The sequence below is a fragment of the Cystobacter fuscus genome (assembly GCF_044360685.1).
Taxonomy (GTDB): domain Bacteria; phylum Myxococcota; class Myxococcia; order Myxococcales; family Myxococcaceae; genus Cystobacter; species Cystobacter fuscus_C.
Genome location: NZ_CP043491.1, coordinates 7,764,002 through 7,779,316 on the forward strand (window position 1 = coordinate 7,764,002; position 15,315 = coordinate 7,779,316).

Here is a 15,315-nt window from a genome sequence, read left to right on the forward strand (position 1 = left end):
GCACTCTCCTGACCTGGGGTCTGCTAGAGGATGTAGCGCGAAAGATCCTCGTCCTGCACCACGGACGCGAGCCGCTCGCGAACATAGGCTGCATCGATGAACAGGGTCCGGGGGCCCTGCTCACTGGCGTTGAAGGATACATCGTCGAGTAGACGTTCGAGCACCGTATGCAGGCGCCGGGCCCCGATGTTTTCCGTCCGCTCGTTGACGCCTTGCGCGATCCGGGCGATCTCCAACACGGCTTCGTCGGAGAAATCCAGGTGCACGCCCTCCGTGTCGAGCAGCGCCGTGTACTGGCGCAGGAGGGAATTGCGGGGCTCTCGCAGAATGCGGACCAGGTCCTCTCCGCTGAGCGGCTCGAGCTCCACGCGGATGGGGAAGCGGCCCTGGAGCTCGGGGATGAGATCGCTCGGCTTGGAGACGTGGAAGGCGCCCGCGGCGATGAAGAGCATGTGGTCCGTCTTCACCTGGCCGTACTTGGTGTTGACGGTGGAGCCCTCGACGATGGGGAGGATGTCGCGTTGCACGCCCTCGCGCGACACGTCCGGGCCCGCGCCCTTGCCCCCACCCTCGCGGCTGGCGATCTTGTCGATCTCGTCGATGAAGATGATGCCGCTGTGCTCGGCGCGCACCAGGGCCTCGCGGTTGACGCGCTCGGTGTCCACCAGCCGCGCGGCCTCCTCCTGCTCCAAGAGCTTGAGCGCCTCGGGGGCGCGCACCTTGCGCCGCCGCGAGCGGCTCATGCCGGGCATGTTCTTGAAGAGATCCTGCAGGTTGACGCCAATCTCCTCCATGCCCTGGCCGGAGAAGTTGCGCAGGAAGGTGGGCGAGCCGCCCTCGCTCGTCTCCAGCTCCACCTCCTGATCATCGAGCGTGCCGGCGCGCAGCTGCGCCCGGAGCTTGTCGCGCTCGGTGTCGCTGAGCCGGGGCGCGGCGGGCGGTGGGGGCGGAGGCGCCATGAATCCCATGCCGCCGGTGGGACGCGAGGCGGGAGCCTGGCCGGAGAGCAGCTGGGCGAGCCGGTCCTCGGCGTTCTCGGTGGCGCGCGCGCGCACCCGCTCCATTTCCTCGTCGCGCACGAGCGCGATGGCGGACTCGACGAGGTCGCGCACCATGGACTCCACGTCGCGGCCCACGTAGCCCACCTCGGTGAACTTGGAGGCCTCGACCTTGACGAAGGGGGCCTGGGCGAGCTTCGCCAGCCGCCGGGCGATCTCCGTCTTCCCCACGCCGGTGGGGCCGATCATGATGATGTTCTTCGGGTGGATCTCATCGCGTAGATCCTCGGAGACCTGCTGGCGGCGCCAGCGGTTGCGCAGCGCGATGGCCACGGCGCGCTTGGCGGCGTTCTGCCCGACGATGTAGCGATCCAACTCGCCCACCACCTCGCGGGGCGTGAAGGTGGGGCTCTTGCGTGCGTTGCTCACGGTGGCGGCTCCCTTCAGAGCTCTTCGTAGGTGACGTTGGAGTTGGTGTAGACGCAGATGTCGGCGGCGATCTGCATGGCGTGGGTGGCCACCTCGCGCGCGGGCAGTTGGGTGTGCGTCATGAGGGCCCGGGCGGCGGCGAGCGCGTAGGTGCCCCCGCTGCCCACCGCGGCGATGCCGAAGTCGGGCTCGATGACGTCGCCCGAGCCGGAGAGGATGAACGTCTTCTCGCGATCGGCCACGATGAGCAGGGCCTCCAGGCGGCGGAGGAAGCGGTCGGTCCTCCAATCCTTGCCCAGCTCCACACAGGCGCGGGTGAGGTTCTTCTGGTGCTCCTTGAGCCGCGCCTCGAAGCGATCGAAGAGGGTGAAGGCGTCGGCGGTGCTGCCCGCGAAGCCGGCGAGCACGGAGCCATCGCCGATGCGGCGGACCTTCTTCGCCGTGTTCTTCATGATCGTCTTGTCGAGACTGACCTGACCGTCACCGGCGATGACGACCTTCGCCTCTCGGCGCACACAGAGGATGGTGGTGCCATGGAACATGCCGGGGCATTTAACAAGGCGAGGCGGGCGTTTCCACGACTCCCGCGCGGCCTGTCCGCCCCCTCACCGCTTGTGGACGTTCCACCCGCCGTCGAGGGCGAGCGCATTGAAGCGCACCGTCACCAGGAGCACGGCGTAGAGGAACACGTAGCCCATCTGCAACCCGAGCGTCTCCCACTGGCTGCGCAGCGCGGTGCCGAAGACGAGCACCACCATGAGCAGCCCTCCGCCGAAGAGCGCGGCACGTGTCAGCAGCCCCAGCGTGAGCAGCAGTCCGAGCACGGCCTCGAGGAAGGGAAGCAGCAGCGCGAAGGCGCGCACGAGCGGCGGCGGCAGGGGCGTCTGGGCGAAGCCCTGCACGAGCGTGTCGGCGAAGGCGCCCAGGGCGGGCAGACGCACCGCGCCGTGCAGGAAGATGTTGAGGCCCAGGGCGAGCCGCAGCAGGAAGTAGGCGGCGCCCTCGCAGGACAGCGTGCGGAAGAAGGGGGTGGAAGGCTCGGGGGGCATGAGTCGAATCCTTGGGAAGAGAGAGAGGTGGAACGTTCGCTCCTCATCGCACGCGGAACGCGACTTTCAACCCAACACCTGACGAACGCGCTCGGTCGCCGCCCGAGGACTCCGGTATGATGAAGCCCGGGGGGGCCGAAAAGGCACACTCATTCCTGCCCCTGAGCCAGGAGATCCACCGTGAGCAACCTGAGCAGTTCTGATCGGCGTCGCCATCCCCGTCACCGCGTTCGCATGCGCATCAAGATCCTGCGCGGAGAAGTCGAGCTCGCCGGAGAGATCTTCAACATCTCCCGTTCGGGGTGTCTGCTCGTCACCCCGGTGGCGATGCGCGTGGGGGAGCACTACACCGTGCATCTACCCGTGCTCCCGGGCTCGACCTTTTCCATCAAGGTGGTGCGCACGCGCCGGGTGGGCGAGTGGTTCGCCGTGGCGACCCACTTCGAGACCCAACTGCCCGACGAGGCCCCCATCCTCAAGCTCGCCAGCCAGGACTCGGGCGTGCAGGAAGATCCCGAGCAGCTGTTCTGAGGCGGAGCTACTTCGCCTTGCGCGCCACCAGGAGGTGAAGGCAGCCGGTGTCCTCGGTCCGCACCTCCGCGCTCTCCAGGCGGGGCAAGCCCTCCACGAGCCTGAGCAGATCCTCCGGATCCCGGTAGATGAGGTACCAGTCCAGCGCGGTCTCGGTGAACAGGTGCATGGGGTTGTTCGCGTTGAAGTTGCCCAGCACCAGCAGGCCGCCCGGGGCCAGTCCGTCCCAGAGCTTCGTGGTGAGCCGTCTGGCGAAGCGCTCCGTCAGGTAGTCGAAGAGCCCGATGGAGTAGATGAAGTCCTGCGAGGCCGGGGGCAGATCGCTGCGGTTGCGCAAGAGCTCCAGCACCGAGCCGCACCACAGCCGCAGCGCCTGATGGCGCGTGGCCGGCATCGCCCCCACCCGCGTGAAGTGGCCGAGCGCCGAGTCCAGCGCGCCCTGATCTTGATCCAACAGCGTCACGGAATCGAAGGAGACGTCGCGCGCCACCGCGACGAGCTCGGGCGCCGAGCCAGACGCCACGTTCATCACTTTGCGTGCGCCCCGGGCATGCTCCGCGCGAAGCATCTGGGCGAGCAGGTCGCGGCGGTTGCGCACGGCCTGGAAGCCAGGCAGCTCCAGGGCCCAGGTGTCCATCCACACCTCCAGGGGCGTCTGGCCCTCGGGCTTGCGCCGGTAGAGCGCCTCCATCATCAGGAAGTCTCCCGCGTAGCCGCGGGGCTTCTCCCAGCAGCGCCGCAGCACCGCGCTCTTCCAGAAGTAGGGCCCGAGCTCGGCGCGGAAGCGGCCCTGGTCCGGAGAGCCTCGCGCCAGGCCCGGTGCCCCTGACGCACCTCCTGCTCTCCAGACATCCATCAGGAGTTCATTCAGACGAGATGAATCCAATTGCGTGGGAGTCTTTGTGACTCGCTCGGAATTTTCCAATTCCTTCAGCCAGGCACCCAAGACTGCGAGTGTCGTTGCGAACGCTGAAGACGACTCAGAAGCCAGGAGATGGAGAGGGTTCAAGGCTTATCTATCTACCGTGGAGAGGCACGGTGCCCAGGGGGGAAGATTCCGAGAGCTAATTGTGTCAGAATTCCTGAACCATGCCATCGCTCAATAGCCAGGAGTGCACGCAGAGGATGGGACTCGCGCCGGAGACCGCCACCGTGCGAGGACTCATCTTCAATGCGGTCTTCAAGTTGGTGGAGCAGCACCGCGGAGCCACGGCGGCGGCGGAGTTGAGAGCGCAGATTGCCAAGAAACCCCTGGTGGATTTCTTCTCGTACCCCGCGCGCGACTTCCTCCAGGTGCTCTTCGCGGCGGGTGAGTTGCTCGCGCCCCAGTATGGCTCGCCGGAAGCGGCCATCCGGGCGTGTGGCGCGGCGGCGGTGGGCGGGTTCTTCCAGTCCGGGGTGGGCCGGACGTTGACCACCATCATCGGACAGGGAGACCCCAAGCGGCTGTTCTCCAGCGCGCCCACGGCCTACTCCACGGCCGTGAGTTATGGGCAGCGCAAGTTCAGCGTGGTGGGCGAGCGGCGCGTGAGCCTGCACTTCAAGGGCGACATGCAGCCGGTGGAGTTCCACCAGGGTCTGCTGGAGGCGGCGCTCCAGGGCGTGGGTTGCACGGGCCGGGTGGAGGTGCGTCGGATGGGGATGGACGAAGCGGAGTACTACATCGAGTGGTGAAGGCCCACGCCGCGCGCGCTCAAGCCCGGGGGTGCGCGGCGTCGTAGACGGCCTGGAGCTGCTCCCAGCTCACGTGGGTGTAGCGCTGGGTGGTGGACAGGCTCGCGTGGCCGAGCAGCTCCTGGATGCTGCGGATGTCCGCCCCGCCGCCGAGCAGGTGCGTGGCGAAGGAGTGGCGCAGCGCGTGGGGGCTCACCTTGCGCTGCAGCGCGCACTGCAGCACGTAGGCGTCCAGGTGCCGCGCGATGCTGCGGGGCGTGAGCCGGCCGCCGCGGTAGTTGAGGAACACCGCCTCCGCGTCCTGCCCCTCGTGCGGCACCGCGAGCAGCTCGCCCCGGCGCGCCAGGTAGGCCTCCAGCGCGCGGATGGACTGCGCGTTCACCGGGCACAGGCGCTCCTTGCTGCCCTTGCCCATCACCCGGATGATGCGCTCGCTCCGGTCCACGTCCAGCAGATCCAACCCGCACAGCTCGCTGATGCGCAGGCCGCCGCCGTAGAGGATCTCCAGGATGGCCCGATCGCGCAGCCCCAGCACCGTGTCCTGGGGGGGCATGTCGAGGATGGCGAACAGCTCCTCCACCGGCAGCACCTTGGGCAGCTTCTTGGGCAGCTTGGGGCTCTTCACCAGCTTGGCGGGGCTGCCCGGCAGGAGCTTCTGGCGCACCAGGAACTTGTAGAAGCTCTTGATGCTCGCGAGCCGGCGCGCACGGCTGGCGGGCGCGTGCTCCACCGCCAGCGTGCCCAGGTAGCCACGAATGGCGGCGTGCGAGGCGGACAGGAGCGAGAGCTTCGCGCGCTCGACGAGGTAGCGCTCGAAGTCCACCAGATCGATGAAGTAGTTGCGCACCGTGTGCGCACTGGCGCCCTTCTCGTCGACGAGGTGGACGCGAAACTTCTCCAACAGGGGCGACAGCGGCTCGGTGCTCATGGGAGGCCCCAGCCTAGACGCGGCCGGGCCTCCCGCAAGCTTCTCACGGCCGGGCCGGCGCCGCGTACACGCCCGCGTTGGCGCCCTTGAGCACGTACACCGCCAGCGAGTCCCCGGGGCCCGCGAAGTACGCCGGCAACTGCGCCCCCTGGTCCAGCGTCTTGCGCGCCTTCGTCTTCACGTCATAGACGGCCACGTCGAACGCGTCCGAGTCCATGCGCGCCGAGGTCGCCAGCACGCGCTCCCCATCCGCGGACAGCTTGTAGCTGTAGATGCCCTGCAGCCACGTGGCCGGCTGGGGCGCCGCCTCGGCGGAGAGGGGCAGCGGCAGCGCCTGGAAGTCACACGCCCGGCCCTCGCGGATGCAGCCCGAGCGGAAGACGAGCGCCGAGTTGCCCGGGGTGAAGCCATAGCCGAACACCCCCGCCTGGGCCTTGATCGCCTTCTCCGCGCCCACCGGGTAGACCATCAGGTCCACCGAGTACACCGGCTTGAGGAAGCGCGAGAGGAAGGCCACGTACTGGCCGTCCTTGCCCCAGGTGAAGTTGGGCACGCGGCTGCCCACGAGCTTCGGCTCGCCGTCCGGCAGCGTCACCACGCCCATGAGCCCCGCCCCCGCCGACTGGTCGTACTTCGCCAGGAAGCCCAGCGCGCGCGAGTCCGGGCTGAAGGCCACGTCCTTCACGCGCTCGCCCACCTTGCGCCCGGGCTCCCCGGACGCCGGGCCCACGTACAGGTCGCCCATCAGCTCGGGCTTGCCCCCGTCGTTGCGCGCCAGCCACTTCGAGTCCGGCGAGAAGGCGAACGACGTCGTGCCCGAGGCCGCCTTGAGTCCCGTCCACTCCGGCGGCGACGCCACGTACAGGTCGTACGTCGAGTTGCCGCTGCTGCGCACCTGGTAGGCCACGTACTTCGAGTCCGGTGACGACACGAAGTCGCCCACCTGGTCCGCCAGCTTGCGCGGCTCGGCCGGCTTGTCCGCGGGCGAATCCACCGCCACCGCCAGGAGGCCCCCGCCCGCCGTCAGCTTGCGCTTGAAGAGGAGCGTCGCCCCATCCGGGGAGAAGCCCGCCGTGGACACCTCGCCACCCACCGGGCGGAAGGGCCCCGCGGGCAGCGCGCCCAGCTTCAGCACGCCCCCCTCCACGAAAGCCAGCTTCGTCCCGTCGGGGCTCGGCACGAAGTACGTCACCCCCTCCCCGAGCTTCTTCGGCTCGGCCGTGGGCTCGTTCAGCTCCAGCACGTGCAGCACCCCGGACTGGTTGGCCAGGTTGTACCCGGTGAGGAACAGCACGTGCTTGGAGTCCGGGGTGAACAACTGCCCGCCGGGCACGTTCGTCACCCCATCGCCCAGCCGCCGCGGCACGCCACCCTCCACCGGCACCACGTACAGCTCGCCCAGGCGCATCTGCGGCGGAATGCCCTCCACCGTCGGCTTGCGCGTCTTCGTCAGGTACGAGGCGAAGCGCCCATCCTCCGTCACCCGCAGATCCTCCGCGGGACCCACGGCCAGCGGCACCCCGGCGCCCCCCACCACCGCCGCGCTCCCGGCCGCCCGGCCGCTGCCTCCGGCCGCCTTGTCGTCCCCGCCGCGCTTGCACCCCACCAGCGCGAGCGCCACCAGCGCTCCCATGCACACCGCTCGTCGGTTCATACCGTCCTCCCGGGCGCCTCGGCGGGGGGCACGCTCGGCAGCCACGTGGCCAGATCCGCCCGCGCCCGCTCCGCGTACTTCACCCGCTTGTCCGCCTTCTTGTGCCGTCCCGGCAGCGGCGGAAACAGCCCGAAGATGATGTTGGAGGGCTGATAGTCGTAGTCCTCCGGGTGCGCCTCGCCCGTCACGTGCCGGTAGAGCGCGCCGAGCGCCGTGGTGGCCGGCGGCGGCACGAACTCGCCACCGGTGAGCCGCGCGTACACCGCCAGCGCCGCCAGGTAGCCGCACGCCGCCGACTCCACGTACCCCTCCACCCCCGTGATCTGCCCCGCGAAGAACAGCCGCGACTCGGCCTTGAGCGACAAGTCCCGCCCGAGCAGCCGCGGCGCGTCGATGAAGGTGTTGCGGTGGATCTGCCCCATGCGCAGGAACTCGGCGTTGGCCAGGCCCGGGATGCAGGAGGTGAAGATGCGCTTCTGCTCACCCCACGTGAGCCGCGTCTGGAAGCCCACCATGTTCCACGACGTGCCCGCCTTGTCCTCCATGCGCAGCTGCACCACCGCGTGCGACTCCTTGCCCGTGCGCGGGTCCACCAGCCCCACCGGCTTCATCGGTCCGAAGGCCAGCGTCTGCTCGCCCCGCTCCACCATCACCTCGATGGGCAGACACCCCTCGAAGTACCGGGGTTCCTCGAAGCTGTGCGGCTGCAGCTTCTGGCCCGCCTTCACCTCGGCGATGAAGCGCGCGTACTCCTCGGCCGTGAGCGGCAGGTTGATGTAGTCGTCCCCTCCGCCCTTGCCATAGCGGCTCGCGCGAAAGGCGATGTTCATGTCGATGGAGTCCCCGGAGACGATGGGCGCGATGGAGTCGTAGAAATAGAGCTTCTCCCCCACGTAGCGCTCGAGCTCCCGCGTCAGCGCGTCCGAGGTGAGCGGCCCGGTGGCGATCACCACCACGCCCTCGGGCAGCTGCTCCACCTCGCCCGCCACCACCTCCACGCCGGGCGCCTCGTACACCGAGCGCGTCACCGCCGCCGAGAACGCATCCCGATCCACCGCCAGCGCGTCCCCGGCCGGCACCCGGTGCGTGTCCGCGCAGCCCAGAATCACCGAGGACAGCGCGCGCAGCTCCGCGTGCAACAGGCCGATGGCGCTCTCCGGGTTGTCCGAGCGCAACGAGTTGGAGCACACCAGCTCCGCGAACGTGTCCGTCTTGTGCGCGGGCGAGCGCCGCTGCGGCTTCATCTCCCGCAACGTCACCGGCACTCCGCGCTTCGCCAGTTGCCAGGCGCACTCGCTGCCCGCGAGGCCCCCGCCAATCACCGTCACCCGCTGATGCTTCACCGCTGCCTGCCTCTCTCCCGGGCGCGGCCCTCGCCGCCCCGAGCCATCCGGCCTCTGTTAGCAGGCCCCTTCCGCCCTGTCCCTCCCTTCCGCTCGCCCGGGCACGCCAACTGACCGGCGGTGCCCGTTTCCCCGCTTGCTCTCCAGCCTGGGTTCCAGGTGGGACAGCCGACGGCAGTTACCCTACCTTTTGGGGACTCCTACTTTTGCCGAGTTCGACTCGCGAAACCGCGAAGCAGAAGTCCAACGCAGTGCACCCTTTTGATGGAGCGACAGGCCATGACGCGAGCCAATGACCTCATGAAGATTCGGGACCTCCTCCAGCGCCGCCGCCGCGCCATCCTCAGCACGAGCGAGGGAGCCCAACGCGAGCTGTCCGCCCTCAAGGACTCGGACCGGGATCCCGAGTACGAGGAGCAGGCCCAGGCCGAGCTGGCGGACTACACCCTGTCCAGCCTGATGGAGGCGCAGCGGCGCGAGGTGATGCTCATCGATGCCGCGCTGCGTCGTATGGACACGGGCGTGTTCGGGGAGTGCGTGGATTGCGGCGCGGACATCACCCTCGAGCGGCTGGAGGCGATGCCCTTCGCCATCCGCTGCGAGGAGGACGCGACGAGCCACGAGCTGGAGACGCGCGGGGGCCACGCCCAGTCGGTGCCCACCCTCTAGGCACGACGGTAGGTAAAAAGGGCGCTCGGGTCTCCCCGAGCGCCCCGGTTTCGCGGAACGGAAGGCTCAGGCCGCCGAGGACGCGTCGGGCCCGTTGGCCGCCGGAATGGCCTCGGGCTCGGTGATCTGCCGACGGTAGTCGCACTCCTTGTTCGGGCAGGCCACGAAGGGGCCGTCACGCTTGGAGAACTTCTGCACCAGGTAGGGCGACTGGCACTGGGGGCACGCCTCGGGCAGCGGCCGGTCCCACGCGGCGAACTTGCAGTCGGGGTAGCGGTTGCACCCGAAGAAGATCTTCCCGAAACGGCTGCGGCGCTCGGTGAGGTAGCCCTGCTTGCAGTCCGGGCACGTCACACCGATGGAGATGGGCTTGGACGTCTTGCAGTCCGGGTAGCCCGAGCAGGCGAGGAACTTGCCGAACCGGCCGCGCTTGACGACCATGTTCTTGCCGCAGTTCTCGCACATCTCGTCCGTGGTCTCCTCCTCCACGATGACGATCTTTCCTTCCGCGTCGCGCTTGAAGTCCTTGGTGTTCTTGCACTCGGGATAGTTCGAGCACGCGAGGAAGTGGCCCATCTTCCCCCATTTGATCACCATGACGTTGCCGCACTTCTCGCACGCCACGTCGGTCTTCACCTCCTCGCGCTTGACGTCGCGCATCTCCGCCTCGGCCTTCTCGAGCGTTTCCTTGAAGGGCGCGTAGAAGTCCTTGAGCACGGCCTTCCAGTTGGCCTCGCCCTCGGAGATCTGATCCAGCTTCTCCTCCATGCTGGCCGTGAACGTCACATCCAGCTCGTGGGGGAAGTGCTTGACGAGCAGATCATTGCAGATGAGGCCCAGGTCCGTGGGGCGGAAGCGGCCCTCGATCTTCTCCGCGTACTTCTTGTCCTGGATGGTGGAGAGGATGGCGGCGTAGGTGGAGGGACGGCCGATGCCCCGCTCCTCCAGCTCCTTGACGAGCGTGGCCTCGGAGAAGCGCGGAGGGGGCTGGGTGAAGTGCTGCTCGTCGAGCAGCTTCTGCAGCACGAGGCTGTCGCCCTCGTTGAGCACGGGCAGCTCGCCCGTGGCGTCGTCGGCGCTCTCGTCGCCCGCGGCGCGCGCCTTCTCCTGGGCGGCCTCCTCCTCGGGGGTGAGGCTCGCGCCGTAGATGGCCAGGTAGCCGGGGAACTTCAGCGTGGAGCCCGAGGCGCGGAACGTGGCCCGGCCCGAGGTGATGTCCGCGCTCGTCTGGTCATACACGGCCGGCTTCGTCTGGCACGCCACGAAGCGGTTCCAGATGAGCTCGTAGAGGCGGAACATGTCCGCGGCCATGTCGTCGTTCATCGCGTCGAAGGCGGCCTTCACCTTGGAGGGCGGGTACTCGAGCGAGGTGGGACGGATGGCCTCGTGCGCGTCCTGGGCGCCCTTCTTGGTGCGGTAGACGACGGGCTCCTCGGGCAGGTAGTCCTGGCCATACGTCTGGAGGATGAAGTCGCGCACCCCCGCCACCGCCTGCTCGGACAGACGGGTGGAGTCCGTACGCATGTACGTGATGAGCGCCGTCTGGCCCTCCTCGCCGAGCAGCACGCCTTCATACAACCGCTGGGCGAGCGCCATGGTCTTCTTGGCGGTGAAGTGCAGCCGGTTGGCGGCCTCCTGCTGGAGCTTGGAGGTGATGAAGGGCGCGGGGGCGTTGCGGCGCCGCTCGCGCTTGTCCACCTTGCTCACGGTAAAGGAGGCGTTCCTCAGCTCCTCGACCAGGCCCTGGGTGGTGGCGCGATCCTTGAGCTCCACCTTCTTGCCGTCCACGCGCGACAGCTTCGCCTTGAAGGACGGCGGCCCGGCCTGGCCCTGCAGGAGCGCGTCCAGCGTCCAGTACTCCTGGGGCACGAAGGCCTTGATCTCGCTCTCGCGCTCGCAGATGAGGCGCACGGCCACGGACTGCACGCGGCCCGCGGACAGGCCCCGGCGCACCTTCTTCCAGAGGATGGGCGAGATCTGATAGCCCACGAGCCGGTCCAGGATGCGCCGCGTCTGCTGGGAGTCGTAGTTCTCCTGGCTGAGCTGGCGCGGGTTGGCGATGGCCTCCTGGATGGCCGGCTTGGTGATCTCGTTGAACATCACCCGGTAGGCATCCGGGTGGCCGAGCTGCTGGTTGATGTGCCAGGCGATGGCCTCGCCCTCGCGATCCGGGTCCGTGGCGAGGAAGACCTTGTCCACGCCCTGGGCGGCCTTCTTCAGCTCGTTGAGCACCTTCTCCTTGCCCTTGATGACTTCGTACTGGGGCTCGAAGTCGTGCTCCAGGTCCACGCCCATCTTGCTCTTGGGCAGGTCGAGGATGTGGCCCACGGACGCCTTCACCGTGTAGCCCGAGCCCAGGTACTTCTTGATCGTCTTGGCCTTGGCGGGCGACTCGACGACCACGAGGTAGTGCGGCCCCTTGCCGCGGCGGGGAGCCTCGGCCTCGGCGTCCTCGGCGTCGGCCTCCACCGTGGCCAGCTCGCCCTTCTTGCCGCGCTTGACGGCCGCCTTCTTCGCGGACGCCTTCTTCGCGCTGGTCTTCTTCTTGGCGGCGCTCTTCTTGCGCGCCGCTGGCTTCTTGGTCGGCTTCTCGGGGGCCGCCGTCTCCTCGACCTCCTGCTCGCCCGCGGTCGCTGTCTTCTTCGTGCGCGTCGCCATGCTTTTCCTCAGACCCTCTCGAACAACCTGCCGGGGTGCTGGATCACGAATCCCGACAGCTCCAACTCCACCAGGGCGCTGGTGAGCGCCGCGGGGGAGAGCTGGCTGCCGGCCAACACCTCATCGAATGACTTGGGAACCCGGTTCAACACCTGATAGGCCCCTCTCGCTTCCACCGAGAGTTCTTCCCATGAAGAACCCTCCGCTGGCGGCACGTGCCGATGGGGAAGGATCCCCACGGCCCGCCAGACTTCTTCAACGGACAGACACGCGCGGGCGTGACCATCACGCAACAACGCATTGCACCCCGCCGCCGCCTCGTTCAGCACGTCTCCGGGCAGGGCGAGCACCGCCCGGCCCTGCGCCCGGCCCGCCTCCGCCGTGTAGAGACTGCCCGAACCCACCCCCGCCCGAAGAACCACCACCGCATCCGACGCGCCAGAAATGAGCCGGTTGCGCCGGGGAAACGTCGTCGTGCTCGCCCGCACCCCCGGGGGCAGTTCGCTGAAGAACACCCCACCCCGGGCCAGGAAGTGCGGCAGCAGCCGGGCCTGGGCGGGATCCAGCTCGTCCAGCGCCGAGCCGAGGAAGGCCCACGTCTCGCCCCCGGCATCCATCGCGCCCCAGTGGCACGCCCGGTCCACCCCGGCCGCCGCGCCCGATACCACCCCGACGCCCCCTTCCGCCACCCGCCGGGCGAACGTCCGGGCAAAGGGAAGAAATCCCTGATCCGGATGACGGCTGCCCACCAACGCGGCGCGTCGCCGGGGAGGGCCCACCTGTCCCCGGTAGAACAGAAGCGGAGGGGCATCATCCGTTTCGGCCAGGCGTGCCGGGTAGGCGGGCTCGCCCTGGAAGGCCAGACCCATCTCCGCTCGGGCACAGCGCTCCAGCAGCCGGGTGGCGAGCGGTTCCAGGGTGGAGACCTCGGCGAGCCGGCGGCGAACGGGAGGAGCCAGCGGCGCCTCGGCGAGCCAATCCCTCACCGGGCAGGCGGCCAGGGAAGCGAGCCCTCCCCTGGCAAAGGAGCGCAAGCGCTCCAGGGTTCTCGGACCCAGACCCGGAACCGACCAGAGCGCGAGGAGCGCGCGTTGCTCCGCCGTGTAGCTGTTCGCCGTGACGTCCACCATGCCCCACCCCCTTCCCCGAGCCACCTATATAGAAGATGGGTCCGACGGAAAGAGGTCGGCACACATAAACACCTGACCGCCGGTGGTCAAGCGGGACGTCCCTGGAAGTAGGGCTCCCCGGGGGCGATTCCGTGGGTGCGATGTCCACACGGACGCCGGGACCGAGCGGCGGGGCGGGCGCGTCAGCGCTGGGCGGTGGGGGCCGCGTTCACGCGCATCACCACCGGGTCGCCCGGGCCCACTTCCTGGATGGAGCGGACGATGAGGCAGTTGGAGGTGCGCTCCTTGACCTCGGTCACCATGCACAAGGCGACGTCCTCCGTGGGCAGCGGCGCCTGCGGGTTCTTCTTGCCGATGGGCAGCTCCAGCTTGAGCACTTCCTGCCGGGCAGGATCTCCCTGGCGGGTGATGGTGAAGGTGTTGCCCGGCTGGACGCCATCGGCGCTGCCCCGGTCGATCACCAGGATGTGATGCTCCGCGGTGAGGCTCAGGTAGGGCACGAGCGCGGTGAGGACGACGCCCTTGACCTCCTTCTCGTTGCGGCGGGGAACCACCGCTTCGGCCATGCGCTCGCCGTAGGGGCCCACCAGATCGCCGCGCACCACGGGATCCCACGTCTCCACGACCTGCGCCTTGACGTAGTCCTTGCCCAGCGCCGTCACGCGCAGCATGCCCACGAACTCGGTGAGGTAGCCCACCGGCTTCTTCGTCACCGGGTGGAAGATCTGCTCCGCGGTGTGGAACACCACGTACCGGTCGCCGAGCTTCGCGTCCGTCTTGCGCTTGAAGCGCACGTAGGTGGTGTCCGGGAAGGAGAGCATCTCCGCGCCGCTGCTGGAGCCCTCGATGCGGCCCGCCTCGTCCAGCTCGCGCGCGGTGACGAAGGCCTGCGTCATCACCGAGCGCCCGGACTTGGGCGCGTAGGAGATCTTCCCGCTCACCTCCACGTCGTCGCCCGTCGTCTCCGAGGGCACGGCGTCCTCACCGGAATCCACGGGGCCCACGCCCGCCTCCACGCGCGAGGGCACTTCCTCGCCCGCGGCGAAGAAACGCACGTTGTTGCCGGGGTAGATCCAGTGCGGGTTGGCGATCTCCGGGTTGTAGGACCAGACCTTGGGCCAGTACCAGGGGCTGCCCAGGTAGCGCTGGGACAGGTCCCACAGCGTGTCGCCGGTCTGCACGGTGTGGACCTCACCGGGAGCGGACTCGCGGCCGCCCTGCCCCGGGGGGAGCGTGACGCGGCCCGGCCGCGCGGCGGGGGGCTCGTCCACCACGTCACTGCCTTCGGTCTCGTCACCGGTCTCGGGCTCCGACTCGTCCGACTGCGCCCAGACGGGCGGCGCGAGGACGGCGGCGAGAAGGAGCGAGGAGAGGATCCGCGAGCGCATTCGGATGACTTCCTTTCGGACTGCTTAGTGCGAGAGGGACGCGAGCCGCTGTTCCGCCTGGGTGGCGGCGGCCGTGCCCGGAAACTGGGTGAGGATACGGGTGTAGAGGGCCCGGGCATCGTCCTTCTGCTCGAGCCGCAGCCGGCACTCGGCCAGCCGGAGCATGCCGTCCAGCACGGCGTCGCCGGCGGGATAGCGGGTGATGAGCCGCTCGAACGTGCCGGCCGCGGAGGCATAGTCCTTGAGCCCCATCTGCCCGAGCCCGCTGAAGTACAGCGCGTTGTCGGCGCGGGCATGACGGGGGTTCTTCTCGGCGAAGCCCAGCAGGGTACTCACCCCGCCCTCCACGTTGCCGGTGCGCAGCGCCGCCACGGCCTGCTCGAAGGCGGCGTCCAGTCCGGAGTCCGACGTCCTCGGCGACAGGGCCTCGTCACCGCTGGCGCCCTCGTCGGGCGAGGCGCTCACGAACATCTCCATGTCGTCTTCCGTGGGCTCGACGACGTCCACGCGCACGGGCAGCGCGGGCGCGGGCTCGGCACGCGGCTTGAGCTTCACCACCGCCAGCTCGGGCGTGACGAAGGCGGACGGGGTGGCCGGCGCCTCGGGGGCGGGAGTGGGAGTGGGCTCGGCGGCGGGCTCGGCGGCACGCGAGGCCCGGGCCTGCTTCACGCTCGCGAGCATCTCCATCCGCTCGAGGCGCTTTTCCAGGTGCGACTGGGCCTCGCGCAGCGAGCGCACCTCGGCCCTCAGCGACACCACCTCCGCGTTGGAAGCGGAGTTCGTGGTGGCGCAGGCGGTCAACGCACACAGCGGGGCGATGGCTAGCAGTCGGCGAATGGCGCGGTGCTCCGGAGCGACCTGGGG

The 15,315-nt window shown here is 69.0% G+C and carries 14 protein-coding genes; 3 read left to right on the forward strand and 11 right to left on the reverse strand.

Going from position 1 to position 15,315, the window contains the following annotated elements; translation table 11 throughout:
• Nucleotides 1-23: 23 nt before the first annotated feature.
• From hslU to F0U63_RS31725, 3 genes are all read right to left on the reverse strand, one after another.
• A complete protein-coding gene (gene hslU / locus F0U63_RS31715) occupies nt 24-1,427 on the reverse strand; it encodes an ATP-dependent protease ATPase subunit HslU (protein WP_395835617.1) in 1,404 nt (467 codons plus the stop codon).
• 14 nt (nt 1,428-1,441) lie between these two features.
• Nucleotides 1,442-1,969, reverse strand: coding sequence for an ATP-dependent protease subunit HslV (gene hslV, locus F0U63_RS31720; protein WP_071900607.1), 528 nt, complete (start codon nt 1,967-1,969; stop codon nt 1,442-1,444).
• Between the two features lie 63 nt (nt 1,970-2,032).
• Nucleotides 2,033-2,476 (reverse strand): MauE/DoxX family redox-associated membrane protein, encoded by a 444-nt coding sequence (locus F0U63_RS31725; protein WP_395835620.1) that lies wholly within the window; start codon nt 2,474-2,476, stop codon nt 2,033-2,035.
• Nucleotides 2,477-2,656: 180 nt separating this feature from the next.
• Here F0U63_RS31725 and F0U63_RS31730 point away from each other — a divergent pair, with 180 nt between their 5' ends.
• Nucleotides 2,657-3,007 (forward strand): PilZ domain-containing protein, encoded by a 351-nt coding sequence (locus F0U63_RS31730; protein WP_395835622.1) that lies wholly within the window; start codon nt 2,657-2,659, stop codon nt 3,005-3,007.
• A gap of 7 nt (nt 3,008-3,014) precedes the next feature.
• On the opposite strand, the gene F0U63_RS31735 is transcribed toward F0U63_RS31730, so the two are convergent.
• A complete protein-coding gene (locus tag F0U63_RS31735) occupies nt 3,015-3,863 on the reverse strand; it encodes a class I SAM-dependent methyltransferase (RefSeq protein ID WP_395835624.1) in 849 nt (282 codons plus the stop codon).
• Between the two features lie 233 nt (nt 3,864-4,096).
• On the opposite strand from F0U63_RS31735, the gene F0U63_RS31740 reads away from it, so the two are divergent.
• Nucleotides 4,097-4,681 (forward strand): TIGR02265 family protein, encoded by a 585-nt coding sequence (locus F0U63_RS31740; protein WP_395835626.1) that lies wholly within the window; start codon nt 4,097-4,099, stop codon nt 4,679-4,681.
• 19 nt (nt 4,682-4,700) lie between these two features.
• Here the strand turns inward: F0U63_RS31740 and F0U63_RS31745 are convergent, their stop codons facing one another.
• Genes F0U63_RS31745 through trmFO form a run of 3 tightly spaced genes read right to left on the reverse strand, consistent with a single transcriptional unit; the run spans nt 4,701 to nt 8,606 of the window.
• Nucleotides 4,701-5,609, reverse strand: a complete 909-nt coding sequence (locus tag F0U63_RS31745; protein ID WP_395835628.1) for a tyrosine recombinase XerC — start codon at nt 5,607-5,609, stop codon at nt 4,701-4,703.
• 43 nt (nt 5,610-5,652) lie between these two features.
• A complete protein-coding gene (locus F0U63_RS31750; protein WP_395835630.1) occupies nt 5,653-7,263 on the reverse strand; it encodes a gliding motility protein in 1,611 nt (536 codons plus the stop codon).
• Nucleotides 7,260-8,606: a methylenetetrahydrofolate--tRNA-(uracil(54)-C(5))-methyltransferase (FADH(2)-oxidizing) TrmFO gene (trmFO, locus tag F0U63_RS31755; RefSeq protein WP_395835632.1), complete on the reverse strand. Its 1,347-nt coding sequence runs from the start codon at nt 8,604-8,606 to the stop codon at nt 7,260-7,262. The genes F0U63_RS31750 and trmFO overlap by 4 nt, the downstream gene beginning before the upstream one ends.
• A gap of 279 nt (nt 8,607-8,885) precedes the next feature.
• Between trmFO and F0U63_RS31760 the strand changes: the two genes are divergently transcribed.
• Nucleotides 8,886-9,275, forward strand: coding sequence for a TraR/DksA family transcriptional regulator (locus tag F0U63_RS31760; RefSeq protein WP_395835634.1), 390 nt, complete (start codon nt 8,886-8,888; stop codon nt 9,273-9,275).
• Between the two features lie 66 nt (nt 9,276-9,341).
• Here the strand turns inward: F0U63_RS31760 and topA are convergent, their stop codons facing one another.
• From topA to F0U63_RS31780, 4 genes are all read right to left on the reverse strand, one after another.
• Nucleotides 9,342-11,933, reverse strand: a complete 2,592-nt coding sequence (topA, locus tag F0U63_RS31765) for a type I DNA topoisomerase (RefSeq protein WP_395835636.1) — start codon at nt 11,931-11,933, stop codon at nt 9,342-9,344.
• An 8-nt stretch (nt 11,934-11,941) separates the two neighbouring features.
• Nucleotides 11,942-13,063, reverse strand: a complete 1,122-nt coding sequence (locus tag F0U63_RS31770; RefSeq protein WP_395835638.1) for a DNA-processing protein DprA — start codon at nt 13,061-13,063, stop codon at nt 11,942-11,944.
• 182 nt (nt 13,064-13,245) lie between these two features.
• Entirely contained in the window at nt 13,246-14,451 is a 1,206-nt protein-coding gene (locus tag F0U63_RS31775; RefSeq protein ID WP_395835640.1) for a LysM peptidoglycan-binding domain-containing protein, read from the reverse strand.
• A 24-nt stretch (nt 14,452-14,475) separates the two neighbouring features.
• Nucleotides 14,476-15,252, reverse strand: coding sequence for a tol-pal system YbgF family protein (locus tag F0U63_RS31780; protein WP_395835642.1), 777 nt, complete (start codon nt 15,250-15,252; stop codon nt 14,476-14,478).
• Nucleotides 15,253-15,315 lie beyond the last annotated feature (63 nt).

Coding starts and splice junctions, on each gene's coding strand:
- F0U63_RS31775 (WP_395835640.1), bottom strand. CDS start 14,451: ATGCGCTCGCGGATCCTCTCCTCGCTCCTTCTCGCCGCCGTCCTCGCG.
- F0U63_RS31740 (WP_395835626.1), top strand. CDS start 4,097: ATGCCATCGCTCAATAGCCAGGAGTGCACGCAGAGGATGGGACTCGCG.
- F0U63_RS31750 (WP_395835630.1), bottom strand. CDS start 7,263: ATGAACCGACGAGCGGTGTGCATGGGAGCGCTGGTGGCGCTCGCGCTG.
- F0U63_RS31725 (WP_395835620.1), bottom strand. CDS start 2,476: ATGCCCCCCGAGCCTTCCACCCCCTTCTTCCGCACGCTGTCCTGCGAG.
- hslV (WP_071900607.1), bottom strand. CDS start 1,969: ATGTTCCATGGCACCACCATCCTCTGTGTGCGCCGAGAGGCGAAGGTC.
- F0U63_RS31770 (WP_395835638.1), bottom strand. CDS start 13,063: ATGGTGGACGTCACGGCGAACAGCTACACGGCGGAGCAACGCGCGCTC.
- topA (WP_395835636.1), bottom strand. CDS start 11,933: ATGGCGACGCGCACGAAGAAGACAGCGACCGCGGGCGAGCAGGAGGTC.
- F0U63_RS31735 (WP_395835624.1), bottom strand. CDS start 3,863: ATGGATGTCTGGAGAGCAGGAGGTGCGTCAGGGGCACCGGGCCTGGCG.
- F0U63_RS31745 (WP_395835628.1), bottom strand. CDS start 5,609: ATGAGCACCGAGCCGCTGTCGCCCCTGTTGGAGAAGTTTCGCGTCCAC.
- F0U63_RS31760 (WP_395835634.1), top strand. CDS start 8,886: ATGACGCGAGCCAATGACCTCATGAAGATTCGGGACCTCCTCCAGCGC.